This window comes from Streptomyces sp. NPDC052043 (assembly GCF_044548235.1).
Lineage (GTDB): Bacteria > Actinomycetota > Actinomycetes > Streptomycetales > Streptomycetaceae > Streptomyces.
The window spans coordinates 311,117-326,066 of sequence record NZ_JBIUBT010000006.1 but is presented as its reverse complement, the minus strand read 5'-3'; the positions used below and the strand labels follow the sequence as shown (position 1 = coordinate 326,066).

General features: G+C 69.1%; 19 protein-coding genes. 9 read left to right on the top strand and 10 right to left on the bottom strand.

What is annotated here, in order from left to right; translation table 11 throughout:
• Positions 1–28: 28 nt before the first annotated feature.
• Both ACIHCX_RS18350 and ACIHCX_RS18345 read right to left on the bottom strand, forming a co-directional pair.
• Positions 29–241, bottom strand: coding sequence for a DUF5326 family protein (locus tag ACIHCX_RS18350; protein WP_392303796.1), 213 nt, complete (start codon positions 239–241; stop codon positions 29–31).
• A gap of 182 nt (positions 242–423) precedes the next feature.
• Positions 424–741 (bottom strand): cupin domain-containing protein, encoded by a 318-nt coding sequence (locus ACIHCX_RS18345; RefSeq protein ID WP_400030527.1) that lies wholly within the window; start codon positions 739–741, stop codon positions 424–426.
• 48 nt (positions 742–789) lie between these two features.
• On the opposite strand from ACIHCX_RS18345, the gene ACIHCX_RS18340 reads away from it, so the two are divergent.
• The 6 genes from ACIHCX_RS18340 to ACIHCX_RS18315 all read left to right on the top strand — a co-directional run bounded on the left by ACIHCX_RS18340 (position 790) and on the right by ACIHCX_RS18315 (position 5,566).
• Positions 790–1,167, top strand: a complete 378-nt coding sequence (locus ACIHCX_RS18340; RefSeq protein WP_400030525.1) for a phage holin family protein — start codon at positions 790–792, stop codon at positions 1,165–1,167.
• 6 nt (positions 1,168–1,173) lie between these two features.
• Positions 1,174–2,355 (top strand): cystathionine gamma-lyase, encoded by a 1,182-nt coding sequence (locus tag ACIHCX_RS18335; protein ID WP_400030523.1) that lies wholly within the window; start codon positions 1,174–1,176, stop codon positions 2,353–2,355.
• A gap of 253 nt (positions 2,356–2,608) precedes the next feature.
• Positions 2,609–3,514: a LysR family transcriptional regulator gene (locus ACIHCX_RS18330; protein ID WP_400030520.1), complete on the top strand. Its 906-nt coding sequence runs from the start codon at positions 2,609–2,611 to the stop codon at positions 3,512–3,514.
• Between the two features lie 71 nt (positions 3,515–3,585).
• Positions 3,586–4,068, top strand: a complete 483-nt coding sequence (locus ACIHCX_RS18325) for an NUDIX domain-containing protein (RefSeq protein ID WP_400030518.1) — start codon at positions 3,586–3,588, stop codon at positions 4,066–4,068.
• A gap of 90 nt (positions 4,069–4,158) precedes the next feature.
• Positions 4,159–5,025: a GNAT family N-acetyltransferase gene (locus tag ACIHCX_RS18320; RefSeq protein WP_400030516.1), complete on the top strand. Its 867-nt coding sequence runs from the start codon at positions 4,159–4,161 to the stop codon at positions 5,023–5,025.
• Positions 5,026–5,113: 88 nt separating this feature from the next.
• A complete protein-coding gene (locus ACIHCX_RS18315; protein WP_400030514.1) occupies positions 5,114–5,566 on the top strand; it encodes a GNAT family N-acetyltransferase in 453 nt (150 codons plus the stop codon).
• An 81-nt stretch (positions 5,567–5,647) separates the two neighbouring features.
• On the opposite strand, the gene ACIHCX_RS18310 is transcribed toward ACIHCX_RS18315, so the two are convergent.
• Positions 5,648–7,033 carry a serine hydrolase domain-containing protein gene (locus tag ACIHCX_RS18310; RefSeq protein ID WP_400030512.1) on the bottom strand — a complete coding sequence of 462 codons (1,386 nt, stop codon included), beginning with the start codon at positions 7,031–7,033 and terminating at the stop codon, positions 5,648–5,650.
• Positions 7,034–7,215: 182 nt separating this feature from the next.
• Between ACIHCX_RS18310 and ACIHCX_RS18305 the strand changes: the two genes are divergently transcribed.
• Positions 7,216–7,782 (top strand): dihydrofolate reductase family protein, encoded by a 567-nt coding sequence (locus tag ACIHCX_RS18305; protein WP_400030510.1) that lies wholly within the window; start codon positions 7,216–7,218, stop codon positions 7,780–7,782.
• A 176-nt stretch (positions 7,783–7,958) separates the two neighbouring features.
• Here the strand turns inward: ACIHCX_RS18305 and ACIHCX_RS18300 are convergent, their stop codons facing one another.
• From ACIHCX_RS18300 to dnaB, 3 genes are all read right to left on the bottom strand, one after another.
• Complete coding sequence (locus ACIHCX_RS18300; RefSeq protein WP_400030508.1) at positions 7,959–8,513, bottom strand: hypothetical protein; 555 nt, start codon at positions 8,511–8,513, stop codon at positions 7,959–7,961.
• Positions 8,510–9,073 (bottom strand): TetR/AcrR family transcriptional regulator, encoded by a 564-nt coding sequence (locus ACIHCX_RS18295; protein WP_400030506.1) that lies wholly within the window; start codon positions 9,071–9,073, stop codon positions 8,510–8,512. Before ACIHCX_RS18295 ends, ACIHCX_RS18300 begins: the two co-directional genes overlap by 4 nt.
• 127 nt (positions 9,074–9,200) lie before the next feature.
• On the bottom strand, positions 9,201–10,676 hold the full coding sequence (gene dnaB / locus ACIHCX_RS18290; protein ID WP_400030503.1) for a replicative DNA helicase: 1,476 nt from the start codon (positions 10,674–10,676) through the stop codon (positions 9,201–9,203).
• A 459-nt stretch (positions 10,677–11,135) separates the two neighbouring features.
• Between dnaB and ACIHCX_RS18285 the strand changes: the two genes are divergently transcribed.
• Positions 11,136–12,473, top strand: a complete 1,338-nt coding sequence (locus ACIHCX_RS18285) for an MATE family efflux transporter (RefSeq protein WP_400030501.1) — start codon at positions 11,136–11,138, stop codon at positions 12,471–12,473.
• 155 nt (positions 12,474–12,628) lie between these two features.
• Here ACIHCX_RS18285 and rplI read toward each other — a convergent pair whose 3' ends face one another.
• The 4 genes from rplI to rpsF all read right to left on the bottom strand — a co-directional run bounded on the left by rplI (position 12,629) and on the right by rpsF (position 14,315).
• Positions 12,629–13,075, bottom strand: a complete 447-nt coding sequence (gene rplI, locus ACIHCX_RS18280; protein WP_400030499.1) for a 50S ribosomal protein L9 — start codon at positions 13,073–13,075, stop codon at positions 12,629–12,631.
• A gap of 18 nt (positions 13,076–13,093) precedes the next feature.
• Positions 13,094–13,330 (bottom strand): 30S ribosomal protein S18, encoded by a 237-nt coding sequence (rpsR, locus tag ACIHCX_RS18275; RefSeq protein ID WP_003949403.1) that lies wholly within the window; start codon positions 13,328–13,330, stop codon positions 13,094–13,096.
• 42 nt (positions 13,331–13,372) lie between these two features.
• The gene (locus tag ACIHCX_RS18270; RefSeq protein WP_400030497.1) at positions 13,373–13,954 is read right to left on the bottom strand and encodes a single-stranded DNA-binding protein; all 582 of its coding nucleotides are present in this window, start codon (positions 13,952–13,954) and stop codon (positions 13,373–13,375) included.
• Positions 13,955–14,024: 70 nt separating this feature from the next.
• Positions 14,025–14,315, bottom strand: coding sequence for a 30S ribosomal protein S6 (gene rpsF, locus ACIHCX_RS18265; RefSeq protein ID WP_019324683.1), 291 nt, complete (start codon positions 14,313–14,315; stop codon positions 14,025–14,027).
• Positions 14,316–14,599: 284 nt separating this feature from the next.
• On the opposite strand from rpsF, the gene ACIHCX_RS18260 reads away from it, so the two are divergent.
• The gene (locus ACIHCX_RS18260; RefSeq protein WP_400030495.1) at positions 14,600–14,923 is read left to right on the top strand and encodes a hypothetical protein; all 324 of its coding nucleotides are present in this window, start codon (positions 14,600–14,602) and stop codon (positions 14,921–14,923) included.
• Positions 14,924–14,950: the final 27 nt, after the last annotated feature.

Below are 14,950 nucleotides of genomic sequence, written 5' to 3'. Positions count from 1 at the left end.
GTTACCGATCACCGGTGCCCCCCGGCACTCACCAGTCGCTGCGTGAGGACGAACCCGCCAGGAACTTCCGCACGATGTAGATCAGCCCGCCGACCAGGGCGACGAAGATCAGCACCTTGAACAGCAGCCAGACCACGAAGCCGATCACGCTCGCTATCACGCCGCCGAAGACGACCAGAGCGATGACGGGCACCGCGATCCACTTCACCCACCACGGCAGACCCGCGAAGATCTCTCGCATTGCCCTCGTCCTCATCTCTTTGCCGGCGCGGTGCCGGGCCCTGTCGGCGTCCCGCACTCCCCGGTGCGGGCCCTGTCGATGCTCTGTACTCGATGCTAGAGCCCGGAGGGCGTCCCGCGGAGCCCTCGCATCCCTTGTCCTGCCCTGAGCCGTCCCCTAGGGAACCCCGAGACGCCGCTGCCTCAGGCCTCCGGGGGAGAGAACACCACCAGGACCCGCAGATCCTCGCTGATGTGGTGGAACTTGTGGGCAACGCCGGCCGGCACGTACACCACGCTGCCGCGTGCCACCTCGGTCGTCTCCAGACCGACCGTGATCGAGGCGCGGCCGCTCACGACGAAGTACACCTCGTCCTGGCCGTGCGGCTTCTGCGGATCGTTCCCGCCTGCGTCGAGCGCGTACAGACCGACCGACATGTTCCGCTCGCGCAGGAACTGAAGGTAGGCACCCTCGTTGGCGGCTCGTTCCGTCTCCAGTTCGTCCAGCCGGAATGCCTTCATCGCCCTCGCCCGTACTCGTAGTCGATCTGGTCTGCCACGATCAGACACATGAAGAATTTCGTAGTCAAGACGATCGCCAACGCGGGCGCCCTGGCGGTCGCCGTGTGGCTGCTCGACAAGATCACCCTGACCGGGGACAGCACCGCCAAGAAGGCCGGGACGCTGATCGTCGTCGCTCTGATCTTCGGGCTGGTGAACTTCCTGGTCAAGCCGATCGTGAAGGTACTGACCTTCCCGTTGTTCATCCTGACCCTGGGCCTGATCACCCTGGTGGTCAACGCCCTGATGCTGATGCTGACGTCGTGGGTGTGCGGCAGGCTCCACCTGAGCTTCCACGTCGAGGGCTTCTGGACGGCCGTTCTGGGCGGCCTGATCGTCTCGGTCGTCTCCTGGGCGCTGAACCTGGTCCTGCCGGAAGAGGACTGAACCGACATGAACGACTCCGCTGCGAACGATCCGAACGGCACCCCGGGGCGGCCCCGTTTCCCCACCGGCGCCGGTGACGGCACGCGTGCGGTGCGGGCCGGGCTGCCCGAGCCGGTCAAGCACGAACCGACCCTTCCGGGGCCGGTGTTCGCCGCCCACTTCCATCTGCCGGGCGACCCCACGGGGCCGTACACCTACGGCCGCGACGAGAACCCGACCTGGACGCTGCTGGAGCGCGCCATCGGCGAGCTGGAGGCACCCAGGCAGGAGGACGTCGAGACACTGACGTTCGCCTCCGGCATGGCCGCCATCTCGTCGGTGCTCTTCTCCCAACTGCGTACCGGGGACACGGTGGTGCTGCCGAGCGACGGGTACCAGGCACTGCCCCTGGTGCGCGAGCAGCTTCAGGAGTACGGGATCGAGGTGCGCACGGCGCCGACCGGCGGGGACGCCCAGCTCGACGCGCTGGACGGGGCCCGGCTGCTGTGGATCGAGTCCCCCTCGAACCCGGGGCTGGACGTGTGCGACATCCGGCGGCTGGTCGAGGCGGCACACGCGCGTGGCGCCCTGGTCGCCGTCGACAACACCCTGGCGACCCCGCTCGGGCAGCGGCCGTTGACGCTGGGCGCGGACTTCTCCGTGGCCAGCGGCACCAAGCAGCTCACCGGGCACGGCGACCTCCTGCTGGGGTACGTCGTCGGCCAGGGCGGCGAGGCCATGGCGGCCGTACGCCGCTGGCGCAAGATCGTCGGCGCGATCCCGGGGCCGATGGAGGCATGGCTCGCGCACCGCTCGATCGCCACCCTGCACCTGCGCGTCGAGCGGCAGAACGCCTCCGCCCTCGCTCTCGCCGAGGCGCTGCGCGGACGGCCCGAGGTGACCGGGCTGCGCTACCCCGGGTTGCCCGACGACCCCTCGCACCAGCTCGCGTCCCGGCAGATGCGGCGCTATGGGTGCGTGGTGTCCTTCACGCTGCCCACGCGCGCGCGTGCCGAGCGATTCCTCGACGCGCTCCGGCTCGTGGACGACGCGACGAGCTTCGGCGGGGTGCGCTCCACGGCCGAGCGGCGCGGACGCTGGGGCGGCGACGCGGTGCCGGAGGGCTTCATCCGGATGTCCGTGGGCGCGGAGGACCCCGAGGACCTGGTGGCGGATGTGCTGCGGGCGCTGGACGAGTCGGCCCACTGACCCTCTCCCGGACGCCGGCGGGGCCATGGCGGGTCTCCGGCGGTTTCCGTCCGTGCGGAGGCGGGCGGTCCGAGCCTCCCCCCTCGTGGCTCGGACCGCCCTCGGTTCCGCGCGCGAAGAACCGCGCGACCAAGGCTAGTTGACTCTGTGTCAGTGTCCAATCACGGTAGCGACAGAGACCTATCGACATATTTATAGTTGGGCGGGGCCACAGAGAGTCGTGCGAAAGGGCACCAGGAGGGGTGGGCGTGCCATGGATCTGGCGTTGCTGCGCACGTTCGTGACCGTGCACCGCGCGGGCTCCTTCACCCGCGCCGCGGCGCTCCTCGGTCTCTCCCAGCCTGCCGTCACCTCCCAGATCCGCACGCTGGAACGGCAGCTCGGACGCCCCCTGTTCCTGCGCCAGGCCCGCGGTGTGACGCCCACGACCATCGGCGACGAACTCGCGCACAAGACCGCACCGCACCTGGACGCCCTCGTGGAGATCACCGAGGCTGGGCTCGACGACGAGTCCTCCCTGCGGACGCTGCATCTGGCAGGGCCGCCGGAGTTCGTCGCGGAACGGGCACTGCCCGCGCTGACCGGGCTGACCGGCGACGACGGGCAGGGCTTCGCGCTGCGCACCTCCTTCGGGACCGCCGAGGAGACCCTGGATGGCCTGTCCGCCGGACATCATGATCTGGCCATCAGCACGGCCCGGCCCCGCGGCGGACTGCTCACGGCGGCTCCGCTGTGCGACGAGGAACACGTCCTGGTCGCCGCTCCGCGCTGGGCCGAGCGGATCGCCCCGGCGACACCGCGTCGCACGGTGGTGCCGGCCCTGGAGACCGTCCCCGTGATCGAGGTCCACGAGTCGCTCCCCTTCGCCTCCCGCTACTGGGGCTCCGTCTTCGATGCCCGGCCCGCGGCGTCCGGCACCGTGATCGTCCCCGATCTGCGTGCGGTCCTCGCCTGCGTCGTGGCGGGCGCGGGGCTCGCGGTACTGCCCCGGTATCTGTGCGCGGCCGCCCTGGGCCGGGGCGAGATCGTGCCCCTGCACGAGCCGCCGGTACCACCGCTGCGCACCTACTTCCTCGCGGTCCGCACCGGAACACTGGCGATGCCGCACATCGCGCGGGCCCATGAGTGGCTTTTGCGGGCGGCCGCCGCCTGGTGCTGAGCGGAGGAGACGGGGCGGACCGGAAAGGCGTGCGATGTTTCACGTGGAACCAGTCGGGCCACATTTCTCCCATGACCGTCCGACCCGTGGTCAAGCGCACCGCCCGCGCCGTTCTCCTCGACGGTGACGACCTGATCCTGATCAGGCGCACCAAGCCCGGTGTCGATCCCTACTGGGTCACTCCCGGTGGCGGGGTCGAGCCCGGAGACGCGACCGTCGTCGACGCTCTGCACCGCGAGGTGCACGAGGAACTCGGCGCCAAGATCATCGACGTGGTTCCCTGCTTCGTGGACACCGTGGAGCACATCGGCGAGGACGGCGGCGCGACCGGCGTGAAGGTGCAGCACTTCTTCGTCTGCCGGCTGGAGTCCATGAACCCCTCCGAGCGGCATGGCCCCGAAGTGGACCAGCCCGCGGGCGAGTACGAGATCGTACGGGTGCCGTTCACCCGGGTCGGCATCGCCTCCGTCCACCTGGTCCCGCTGTCCCTGCGTCACTACCTCGACGGAAACATCGAGGGCGTGCGGGCCATGCACGCTCCCGACCTGGGCTGAGCAGCCGGTCGGCGCGGCGTGGCCAAAAGCACGTACGTCCGGTCCCAAACGGGTGGACGCCGAGGGGGTCCTTCGGACAGCCTGACCTGCGTGTCGACTCCTTCTCCCGCTCATTCCCCCATCCGCCGCCTGACGCTTCGCGATCTCACTGCCTGCGCCGACCTGTCCGAGAACCGGGGATGGCCGCGGGAGGAGCACAAGTGGGGCTTCCTCCTGACGGCCGGGACGGGCTACGGCATCGACGACCCGGACGGAGGACTCGTCGCCGCGTGCGTGGTGAGCGAGTACGGACCGCAGGACCGCCCCGATCTCGGCGCCATCGGTATGGTCCTGGTCGCGGAACGGCATGCTCGCCAGGGCATCGGGCGGCGGCTGATGCGCCACGTCCTCTCCACGATGGGCAGCACCCCTCTGACCCTCCATGCGACGCCGTTCGGCCGCCCGCTCTACGAGGAGCTGGGCTTCAAGGTCACCGGCAGGGCGGCCACGGTGGTCGGGCACTTCACACCGGACGAGCCGCGCCCTCGTATCGACACGCGCGCTGCCACCGCTGCGGACCTCACGGGCATCCTCCGGCTCGACGATGAGGTGTTCGGCATCGACCGAACCCCGGTCATCACACGACTGCCCGCGTTCGCCGACCAGTTGCGTGTCGCCGAGGAACGCGGCCGGATCATCGGGTACGCGGCGGCCTGGCCCAACATGGACACCCAGGTCGTCGGTCCCCTGATCGCCCGGGACACGGAGACGGCCAAGGCCCTGATCGCCTCCCTCGCCGCCGGAACCGACCGCCGGCTGCGCACCGACATCGACGTACGCCACGAGGAGCTGCTGGCCTGGGTGACGGAACGCGGGCTGGCACCGGTGTTCCACAACGACGTCATGATGTACGGCAGCACGGAACCGCCCGGGGACTGGACCCGCCGGTTCGCACCGCTCACCGTGGCGGCGGGCTGAGGCAACCGCCCCGGGCCGAATCCCCCCTGCAGGCCACCACCCCGGCACAGGCCCGGCGCGAGCCGAACCACCGCGTAGGGTGCGGGACATGGAAGACCTCGCGATACGAGCTGCCGCCGCCGCAGACGTCCCCGCCATCGTCGCCATGCTGGCGGACGACCCGCTGGGGGCGCGGCGCGAGTCCCCGGACGACCTCGCGCCCTATCTGGCAGCGCTGGAGCGGCTCAGCGCCGATCCCCACCAGCACCTGGTGGTCGCCGTACGCGGGAACCGCGTCGTCGGCACGCTCCAGCTCACGATCATTCCGGGCCTGTCCCGGCGCGGGTCCACCCGGTCGATCATCGAAGGCGTCCGCATCCACGCGGACGAGCGCGGCAGCGGGCTGGGCACGCGGCTCATCGAGTGGGCCGTCGACACCTCACGGCGCGAGGGCTGCCAGTTGGTCCAGCTGACCTCGGACAGGACGCGCACCGACGCCCACCGCTTCTACGAGCGGCTGGGCTTCGAAGCCTCGCACCTGGGCTTCAAGCTCCCGCTGTGAGCATCTCGAACACGGGCACGCCGAGGGGCGGGCGTTTCACGTGAAACGCCCGCCCCTCGGACCGTGGAGGCCTCCCGGTCCCTATCCGATGCCCCGCCAACCCTCCGGGTCCACGCCGCCGGGCACGGAAGCCTCCACGTCGTACGGCTGACGCGTGAGCACGAACGACCCGAGGTCCAGATGGTCCACGGACCCATCCGGCCGCCGCACCACCCGCAGCACCTCTCCGGCGTAGTAGCCCTCCAGCCCCGTCCAGGTCCCGTCACCGTTGGCCCGGAACCGCGAACGCCGGCCGTTGCCGGACAGCGGCTCCAGCGAGACGAGCCCGTCGGCCGTCAACCGCAGGCCGAACCCGTAGGTCCCCCAGTACCACGGCCCCGTCAGCTCCAGCACCGACGGCTCGACCTTCCGCAGCGGCCGCCAGGGCTCCGGAATCCGCGGCTCGGCGTCGGCGACGATCCGCACAAGGTCGGCCCCCACCGTGGAGAGCGCCGGCCCGGACGTGCAGTTCGCCAGCACCACCGCGGCCACATCGTCCTCCACACCGATGGTGAGCGAGGCCAGAAAGCCCGGAAGCGACCCACTGTGCCCGACGAGGAGCCGCTCGCCCCACCGCCGCACCTCGAGCCCCAGACCGTACGCGTACCCGGACGCCACATCCGTCGCTTCGGGCGGAGCCGCCGGAGTCCTCATCTCCCGAAGCGACTCGGCGCTCAGCACCCGGTCGTCCCCCTGGACCAGGAAGGCGGCGAAGCGGGCCAGATCCCCTGTCGTGGACCACAGTTGACCGGCCGCAGCCATCCGCCCGAGGTCTTCGGCGGGCTCGGGCAGCAGCACATCGGCCCAGGGGTGCACCGCCCAGCCCCCCGCGTGCGGCGCCTCGGGGCGGGCACCCGTGCGGTGCAGACCCAGGGGTTCGAGCACGTCCCGCCGCAGGACCTCCTCCCAGGGAGCGCCCCGCAACTCCTCGACGAGCGCGCCGAGCAGGGTGTAGCCGGGATTGGAGTAGTGGAACCGCCGGCCGACCGGATGCCGCAACGGCTCCTCCCCGAGCACATCGGCCAGTTCGGGGCGCAGGGCCCCCGGCGATCTCTCCCACCAGGGCGCCGGCGCCTCAGCGGCCAGCCCGGCCGTGTGCGCCAGCAGCTCGGCTACCGTCGCCTCCCCCACGCCGGTGCCCGGCAGATGCTTCTCCAGCGGGTCCCCGAGATCGAGTACGCCTTCGTCGCGCAGCCGCAGAACGAGCACGGCGGTGAAGGTCTTGGTGATCGAGCCGATGCGGTACTGCGTGTTCTCGTCCGGTGCGTGTCCGTCCACCGACGTCCGCGCACCGTGCCAGACCGTCCGCCCGTCCCGCACGACCGTGGCGACGAGCGACGGCGCCCGTCCCTCGGCCTGGGCCACGGCGATCCGGTGCAGCAGCGCCCGGCGGGTACCGGGAAGCAGGTCATCCTGGAATGTCGTCATGCCCCCAGTCCACCCGGTGCGTCCGGCACACGTCGAGCCCATTTTTCCGGACGGTCACGGAGAACCGCTCCCGGGCAGACCGCGGCCGCGTAGGTGTAGGGTCTCGCCGCTCGCTGCACCGATGAGTTTCCCGAGCCGCGCTGGTCTGTACGCCGGGACACCCACGGACGGAAGGCTGGACCATGCGGAAACTGATCTACGGCATGAACCTGACTCTGGACGGCTACATCGCCGCGGCCGGCGACGACATCGGCTGGAGCGGACCGCCGAGCGACGAGCTGTTCCAGTTTTGGTCCGACCAGTTGCAGGCGACCGACCTGTCGCTGTACGGGCGCAAGCTGTGGCAGACGATGAGCTCCTACTGGCCGACCGGCGACCAGCAGCCCCACGCCACCCCGGCGGAGAGCGAGTTCGCGCGCCGCTGGCGGGACATGTCGAAGGTGGTGTTCTCCTCGACGATCGACAAGGTCGACTGGAACACCCGCCTGGTCACCGGCGACGCGGTCGCCGAGATCACCCGGCTCAAGGCCGAGGACGGCGGCCCGATGGACATCGGCGGCGCGACGCTCGCCGGGGCGGCCCTGCGGGCCGGGCTGATCGACGAGTACGTGATCGCCGCCCATCCGGTCCTGGTGGGCGGCGGCACGCCGTTCTTCACCGCGCTGGACAGCTGGGTGAACCTGAACCTGGTGGAGACGCGGACGTTTCCCGGCGGCGTGGTCCTGACCAGGTACGAGACAAGGCGCTGAGCAACAGCACCCACGCGCTGGTCTTACGGTGATGCCGTATACGACATCTGCAGGGTCTCGCGTTCTGTTGCCTATGCGTGAGGTGCTGACCTGGGGACATGCCTTCTGTCTCAGGGCTGTGTGTACAAGATCAGTCTCACTGTGCTGGCAGATCCGCACGAGGCAACGACCTCAAGTCAGGCCGGCACCGGCGCGGGCTGGACCCGCTTCGCGTCCCAGGCCAGCCACACGCAGGCGGCCGCGAGCAGCACGCCGTGCGCGATCCGCAGCGCGGGCGGACCGAAGAACTGCGGCAGGAACAGCCCGAACCCGACCGCGAACAGGATCGCCGGCACCGTGCGCATCCGGACCGCGACGAGGATCGCGCCCGCCGCCATGGTCAGCAACCCGAGCCCGAACATCGTCATCGCGAACGGGTTGTAGCGCACGTCCTCAGCCAGGTCGAGGACGTTCGACTGGTTGGCCATCGCATGCAGGCCGAAGTCCTCGGCGCCGTAGTACGGCAGCGTCAGGCCGGCGCCGATCCAGAACACGATCGCCGCCACGCGGTTGATCGACAGCAGTGCAATCGCAACCAGGATGAACCCGATCATCGCGCACAGGTGCGCGACGATCCACGCGGTGGAGCCCATCGCGGCGGCGGCACCCGAGGTGGTGGACTCGTCCTCCCACGGGCGGAGGGCGGGGTAGAGCAGGAACAGTACGCCTGCGACGGACAGCGGGATCCTCATGATTCGCTCCTCAGGCTGGCGAGATACATCTGGATGAGCTGGTCGTAGGTGTCGTCGAGGTCTTCCGGCAGGCCGAAGCCGCCCTCGGATTCGATGGACACGAAGCCGTGCACGAGCACCCGCAGGCGCCGGGTCGCGTGCACGGCCGCCGAGCCCTCGAGCCCGTAGCCGCGCAGCGTGGCGTACATGACGCCAACGAGCTTCGCGCCGGCCGCCTCCTGGATCGGGTCGTGCAGCGGGTCCATCGGCAGCGCGGCGTACCGCTTCGGGTGCGCGGCGCCGTACGCACGGTAGGCGCGCATCAACCCAGTGACCGCCTCGTCGCCGCCGGTGCCCAGGACGGTCGTCGCGATCCGGTCGGTCATGTCCTCCAGCACCCGCGCTCCGACAAGCGTCTTCAGTTCGCCGAGGCTCGCCACGTGCTTGTAGAGCGACGGCGTGGCGACCCCGCAGCCGTGCGCCACGGCGGCGAGCGTGAGGCCGTCCGGCCCGTGCTCGTCCACGATGCCGAGTGCCACGTCGACCACGGCGGCCGGCGTCAGCGACCTTCTAACAACCATAGCTCAGAAGCTAACGACATTAGCCACGGGCGTCAATCGGCATCTCACGACTGCTTCATAAGTGCAGGCGATATGCAGTCAGCCGTGAGACTGTGCAGCGAAATCTGAGACCCTACAAGCCGCCGGATCAGGTCTGTGCCATGTCCACGAACCGCGAGTAGTGGCCCTGGAAGGCGACCGTGATCGTCGCGGTCGGACCGTTACGGTGCTTGGCGACGATCAGGTCGGCCTCGCCGGCGCGCGGCGACTCCTTCTCGTAGGCGTCCTCGCGGTGCAGCAGGATGACCATGTCGGCGTCCTGCTCGATGGATCCCGACTCACGCAGGTCGGAGACCATCGGCTTCTTGTCGGTGCGCTGCTCGGGGCCACGGTTGAGCTGGGAGAGCGCGATGACAGGGACCTCCAGCTCCTTGGCCAGCAGCTTGAGATTCCGGGACATGTCCGAGACCTCCTGCTGCCGACTCTCGGCGCGCTTGGAACCACCGGACTGCATCAGCTGGAGATAGTCGATCACGACCAGCTTGAGGTCGTTGCGCTGCTTCAGCCGCCGGCACTTGGCGCGGATCTCCATCATCGACAGGTTCGGGGAGTCGTCGATGTAGAGCGGGGCGGCCGAGACGTCCGGCATCCGGCGGGCCAGCCGCGTCCAGTCCTCGTCGGTCATCGTGCCCGACCGCATGTGGTGCAGGGCGACCCGGGCCTCGGCGGACAGCAGACGCATCGCGATCTCGTTGCGCCCCATCTCCAGCGAGAAGATGACGCTGGGCAGGTTGTTCTTGATCGACGCCGCCCGCGCGAAGTCCAGCGCGAGCGTGGACTTGCCCATCGCGGGGCGTGCCGCGATGACGATCATCTGGCCCGGGTGCAGACCGTTCGTCAGCGAGTCGAAGTCGGTGAATCCGGTGGGCACACCGGTCATCTCGCCACTGCGCGAGCCGATCGCCTCGATCTCGTCGAGCGCGCCCTCCATGATGTCGCCCAGCGGCAGGTAGTCCTCGCTGGTGCGCTGCTCGGTGACCGCGTAGACCTCGGCCTGGGCCCGGTTGACGATCTCGTCGACGTCGTCGTCGGCCGCGTATCCCATCTGGGTGATGCGCGTTCCCGCCTCGACCAGGCGGCGCAGGATCGCACGCTCGTGGACGATCTCGGCGTAGTACGCGGCGTTCGCCGCCGTCGGCACGGTCTGCACGAGCGAGTGCAGGTACGACGCACCGCCGACCTTGTTGATCTCACCGCGTCTGGTGAGCTCGGCGGCGATGGTGATGGGGTCGGCCGGCTCACCCTTGGCGTAGACGTCGAGGATCGCCTGATAGATCGTCTCGTGCGCCGGCTTGTAGAAGTCGTGACCCTTGAGGATCTCCACCACGTCGGCGATGGCGTCCTTGGACAGGAGCATGCCGCCGAGGACCGACTGCTCGGCATCGAGGTCCTGTGGCGGGACACGTTCGAAGGCGGAGCCCCCGTCGTCCCAGGCGCCGTTCTCCCGGCCGCGGTCGTGCTGCTCGCCTCGGCCGCGGTCCGCGCCGGGGCGGCGGGAGGCGGGCAGACGATCACCTGGACCGCTGTCGGCCCACGGGTCGTCCAAGGGCTCGGAAATGCTCACCGAGCAACCTCCTCCCGTCCGCCGAGCGGACCTCGCCGTGCCCCTCTTTTGTACGGGACGGCACTGACAAATGAGAGGCCCAACTCCGCTTCAGGCGCGTCAGGTTTATGACGCTTTGGAAGCCGGCGGACGGAGCGGGCGCCGGACCACGGTAGGGCCCAGAACGGCGTCAGCCAATCTGGTTATCCACAGGCCATGTGGACGACGGCCCCGATGCTGTGGAGAACTCGGCGAATCCTGTGCACGAGCCGGTGGACAGCCCTGTGAAAAAGCCCTCGGCCCCACCCGCAAGACCCCTCTGACCTGCCGTTTTCCAGTCCACCGGCTGTGCAGAAGAAAAACTTTCCCAGTCGGACCAAGATCGCCTCGAACGGTACGCACAAGCGAACGCCACGAAACTCAAAGTAAGGAGCGCAATGGCTTTGCATCTCTTACCTGTGGACGATTACATTGGTGCTCATGACACAGGCCCCCGCACGCCGCCCGACGGCTCTGCGCCGGCACGACCGAGAGATCGTCGCGCTGGCCGTACCGGCCTTCGGCGCACTCGTCGCCGAGCCGCTCTTCGTGATGGTCGACAGCGCGATCGTCGGCCATCTCGGCACGGCGCAGCTCGCCGGACTCGGCATCGCCTCGGCCCTTCTGACAACCGCCGTCAGCATCTTCGTCTTCCTCGCCTACGCCACTACGGCGGCCGTCGCCCGCCGCGTCGGGGCGGGCGATATCCCGGCCGCCATCCGCCAGGGCATGGACGGCATCTGGCTGGCGCTGCTGCTCGGGGCCGCCGTTATCGCGGTCGTCCTGCCCACGGCCCCCGCTCTCGTGGACCTCTTCGGTGCCTCGCACACTGCGGCACCGTATGCGACGACGTATCTGCGCATCTCCTCACTCGGCATTCCGGCCATGCTCGTCGTACTGGCCTCGACCGGGGTCCTTCGCGGGCTTCAGGACACCCGGACACCGCTGTACGTGGCCGTCGCCGGTTTCGTCGTCAACGCCGTCCTCAATGTCGGGCTCGTCTACGGCGCCGGACTCGGCATCGCGGGCTCGGCCTGGGGCACCGTCATCGCCCAGTGCGGGATGGCGGCGGTGTACCTCGGCGTGGTCATTCGTGGAGCCCGCCGTCACCAGGCCTCCCTGCGGCCCGATCGGGCCGGCATCAGGGCGTCCGCACAGGCGGGTGCCCCACTGCTCGTCCGTACGCTCTCCCTGCGCGCGATCCTGATGATCGCCACAGCCGTGGCGGCCCGTCTCGGTGACGCGGACATCGCGGCCCACCAGATCATCCTGTCCCTCTGGAGCCTGCTCGCGTTCGCCCTTGACGCCATCGCCATCGCTGGACAGGCCATCATCGGTCGTTATCTCGGCGCCGACGATCCCCAGGGCGCGCGCGAGGTCTGTCGGCGCATGGTGCAGTGGGGGATAGCCGTCGGATTCGCCCTGGGGTTCCTGGTGATGCTGAGCCGACCGCTCTTCCTGTCGCTGTTCACCAGTGACGCCGTCGTCAAGGACGCGGCAGTGGCCGCACTGATTCTGGTGGCGCTCTCCCAGCCGATCTGCGGCGTGGTCTTCGTCCTGGACGGTGTGCTGATGGGCGCGGGAGACGGGCCGTATCTCGCCGGCGCCATGCTGGTGACCCTGGTGGTCTTCACTCCCGTGGCGTTGCTCGTCCCCGTTCTGGGCAGCGGGCTCACCGCGCTCTGGGCGGCCATGGCGTTGATGATGACCGTGCGGATGGTGACTCTGTGGCTGCGTTCCCGCTCGGGTCGCTGGATCGTCACGGGAGCGACGCGCTGACCGTTTCACGTGAAACACCGCGGGCTGAGTCATTCCCCATGAAACGCCGTTTCCCACGCCGCTGACTTCAGCGCCACTGGCCTCAGTCATACGGAAGGGGCCGCATCCTCGACGGATGCGGCCCCTTCCCAACTGCTCAAGCCGAGCGGCGTGCCTTACGCGGCGACGACCTCGATGTTGACCTTGGCGGCAACCTCGGGGTGCAGACGCACGGACGTCTCGTGACCGCCCAGGGACTTGATCGGCGTGCCCAGCTCAATGCGGCGCTTGTCGACCTCGGGACCGCCGGCGGCCTTGATCGCCGAGGCGATGTCGGCCGGGGTGACGGAACCGAACAGGCGGCCGGAGTCGCCGGAGCGGACAGCCAGGCGGACCTTCACGCCCTCGAGCTGGGCCTTGATCTGGTTGGCCTGCTCGATGGTCTGGATCTCGTGGATCTTGCGAGCACGACGGATCTGCTCGACGTCCTTCTCGCCACCCTTGGTCCAGCGGATAGCGAACTTCCGCGGGATCAGGTAGTTGCGAGCGTAACCGTCCTTGACGTCCACGACGTCGCCCGCGGCACCGAGGCCGGAGACCTCGTGGGTGAGGATGATCTTCATGAGTGGCTCACCCTTCCCTTAGCGCGCAGTGGAGGTGTAGGGCAGCAGCGCCATCTCACGGCTGTTCTTGACGGCCGTGGCGACGTCACGCTGATGCTGCGTGCAGTTGCCGGTCACGCGACGGGCACGGATCTTGCCGCGGTCGGAAATGAACTTCCGCAGCATGTTCGTGTCCTTGTAGTCCACGTACGTGACCTTGTCCTTGCAGAAAGCGCAGACCTTCTTCTTAGGCTTGCGCACAGGCGGCTTCGCCATGGTGTTTCTCCTGTGTGATCAAGAAGTTGGGGTACGGCCCACCTAGAAGGGGGGCTCGTCCGAGTAGCCGCCACCGCCGCCGGAACCGCCGCCCCAGCCGCCGCCACCCTGGTTGCCACCGGCAGGAGCGCCGGTCGCCCACGGGTCGTCGGCGGGAGCACCGCCCTGCTGGCCGCCACCGGGGCCACCGCCCCAGCCGCCGCCACCCTGGCCGCCGCCCTGGCCGCCACCGCCGCCGTAACCACCCTGACCACCGCGGCCCGAGGTCTTGGTGACCTTGGCCGTGGCGTTGCGCAGGCTGGCACCGACTTCGTCGACGTCCAACTCGTAGACCGTGCGCTTGACGCCCTCACGGTCCTCGTAGGACCGCTGCTTCAGCCGGCCCTGCACGATGACGCGCATGCCTCGCTGGAGCGACTCGGCGACGTTCTCCGCCGCCTGACGCCAGACCGAGCAGGTCAGGAAGAGGCTCTCGCCGTCCTTCCACTCGTTCGTCTGGCGGTCGAAGGTGCGGGGAGTGGACGCGACGCGGAACTTCGCGACCGCCGCACCGGACGGGGTGAAGCGCAGCTCGGGGTCGTCGACAAGATTGCCGACGACCGTGATGACGGTCTCGCCTGCCATGGGGGAACCTCTCGGCGGGTTTGCTCTGGCTGCTTGCTACTCGAATCCCGAGATCAGCTGAGCGAAGGGCTCAGTGGGTCTCGGGGCGGAGGACCTTGGTCCGGAGGACCGACTCGTTCAGGTTCATCTGGCGGTCGAGCTCCTTGACGACCGCAGGCTCGGCCTGCAGGTCGATGACCGAGTAGATGCCCTCGGGCTTCTTCTTGATCTCGTACGAGAGACGACGACGGCCCCAGGTGTCGACCTTCTCGACCTTTCCGCCGCCGTCACGGACGACAGAAAGGAAGTTCTCGATCAGCGGGGAGACAGAACGCTCCTCGAGATCGGGGTCGAGGATGACCATCACCTCGTAGTGACGCATGTGGAACCCACCTCCTCTGGACTCAACGGCCACGGTCGTTCCGTGGCAGGAGGGTTGTGATGCGTACGCAACGGTGCTTGCAGTACATCAGCCGCCACTGACAACGAGGGCCGACTGACGGACTCTCCAGGTTCGCCGTGGCTCAGCCTGGGCAGACACCGTGCAGAACGTACAGACTACCCGCACACCCGCTTCCGGTTGAAATCGGGGCGCCGAACCCGTCAACCTGGACACCTCGGGTGTGCACGGCGCTAAGATGCGCCGCTTTTCGCTGGAGGTGCCCCATGGCACAGACGATGCGACCGAACACCGCCGCGGGCGGTGGCCTCTTCTCCACCGACGGCAAGTCCCACCCGGTCCAGGACACCCTGCTCGTGGTGACCCTGGTACTGGGCGTGCTGGCGTTCATCACCGGGCTCCTCTTCCACAGCCTGCACCTGCTGAGTTCCTGGGCCGGTCTGGTGGGGATCCTCACCGGCGCCTACGGACAATGGATCTCCGTGACGACGCGCGAGCGCTTCGGGCTGGTGCTCGGTCTCGGCGCCTCCGCGGTCGGCTTCTACCTCGGCCTGGCACACGGCGGCCTCTTCGGCGGCCTGTTCGGCTGACACCGGGCACGCCCGGCCGCTCCTCAC

Excerpts from the sequence above, each read along its gene's own strand:
- rplI (WP_400030499.1), bottom strand. The coding sequence starts at position 13,075 with ATGAAGATCATCCTCACCCACGAGGTCTCCGGCCTCGGTGCCGCGGGC.
- ACIHCX_RS18310 (WP_400030512.1), bottom strand. The coding sequence starts at position 7,033 with ATGACGACATTCCAGGATGACCTGCTTCCCGGTACCCGCCGGGCGCTG.
- ACIHCX_RS18345 (WP_400030527.1), bottom strand. The coding sequence starts at position 741 with ATGAAGGCATTCCGGCTGGACGAACTGGAGACGGAACGAGCCGCCAAC.
- ACIHCX_RS18300 (WP_400030508.1), bottom strand. The coding sequence starts at position 8,513 with ATGAGGATCCCGCTGTCCGTCGCAGGCGTACTGTTCCTGCTCTACCCC.
- ACIHCX_RS18340 (WP_400030525.1), top strand. The coding sequence starts at position 790 with ATGAAGAATTTCGTAGTCAAGACGATCGCCAACGCGGGCGCCCTGGCG.
- ACIHCX_RS18330 (WP_400030520.1), top strand. The coding sequence starts at position 2,609 with ATGGATCTGGCGTTGCTGCGCACGTTCGTGACCGTGCACCGCGCGGGC.
- ACIHCX_RS18350 (WP_392303796.1), bottom strand. The coding sequence starts at position 241 with ATGCGAGAGATCTTCGCGGGTCTGCCGTGGTGGGTGAAGTGGATCGCG.
- rpsF (WP_019324683.1), bottom strand. The coding sequence starts at position 14,315 with ATGCGTCACTACGAGGTGATGGTCATCCTCGACCCCGATCTCGAGGAG.
- ACIHCX_RS18335 (WP_400030523.1), top strand. The coding sequence starts at position 1,174 with ATGAACGACTCCGCTGCGAACGATCCGAACGGCACCCCGGGGCGGCCC.
- ACIHCX_RS18315 (WP_400030514.1), top strand. The coding sequence starts at position 5,114 with ATGGAAGACCTCGCGATACGAGCTGCCGCCGCCGCAGACGTCCCCGCC.
- ACIHCX_RS18305 (WP_400030510.1), top strand. The coding sequence starts at position 7,216 with ATGCGGAAACTGATCTACGGCATGAACCTGACTCTGGACGGCTACATC.
- ACIHCX_RS18270 (WP_400030497.1), bottom strand. The coding sequence starts at position 13,954 with ATGGCAGGCGAGACCGTCATCACGGTCGTCGGCAATCTTGTCGACGAC.
- ACIHCX_RS18325 (WP_400030518.1), top strand. The coding sequence starts at position 3,586 with ATGACCGTCCGACCCGTGGTCAAGCGCACCGCCCGCGCCGTTCTCCTC.
- rpsR (WP_003949403.1), bottom strand. The coding sequence starts at position 13,330 with ATGGCGAAGCCGCCTGTGCGCAAGCCTAAGAAGAAGGTCTGCGCTTTC.
- ACIHCX_RS18260 (WP_400030495.1), top strand. The coding sequence starts at position 14,600 with ATGGCACAGACGATGCGACCGAACACCGCCGCGGGCGGTGGCCTCTTC.
- ACIHCX_RS18295 (WP_400030506.1), bottom strand. The coding sequence starts at position 9,073 with ATGGTTGTTAGAAGGTCGCTGACGCCGGCCGCCGTGGTCGACGTGGCA.
- ACIHCX_RS18285 (WP_400030501.1), top strand. The coding sequence starts at position 11,136 with ATGACACAGGCCCCCGCACGCCGCCCGACGGCTCTGCGCCGGCACGAC.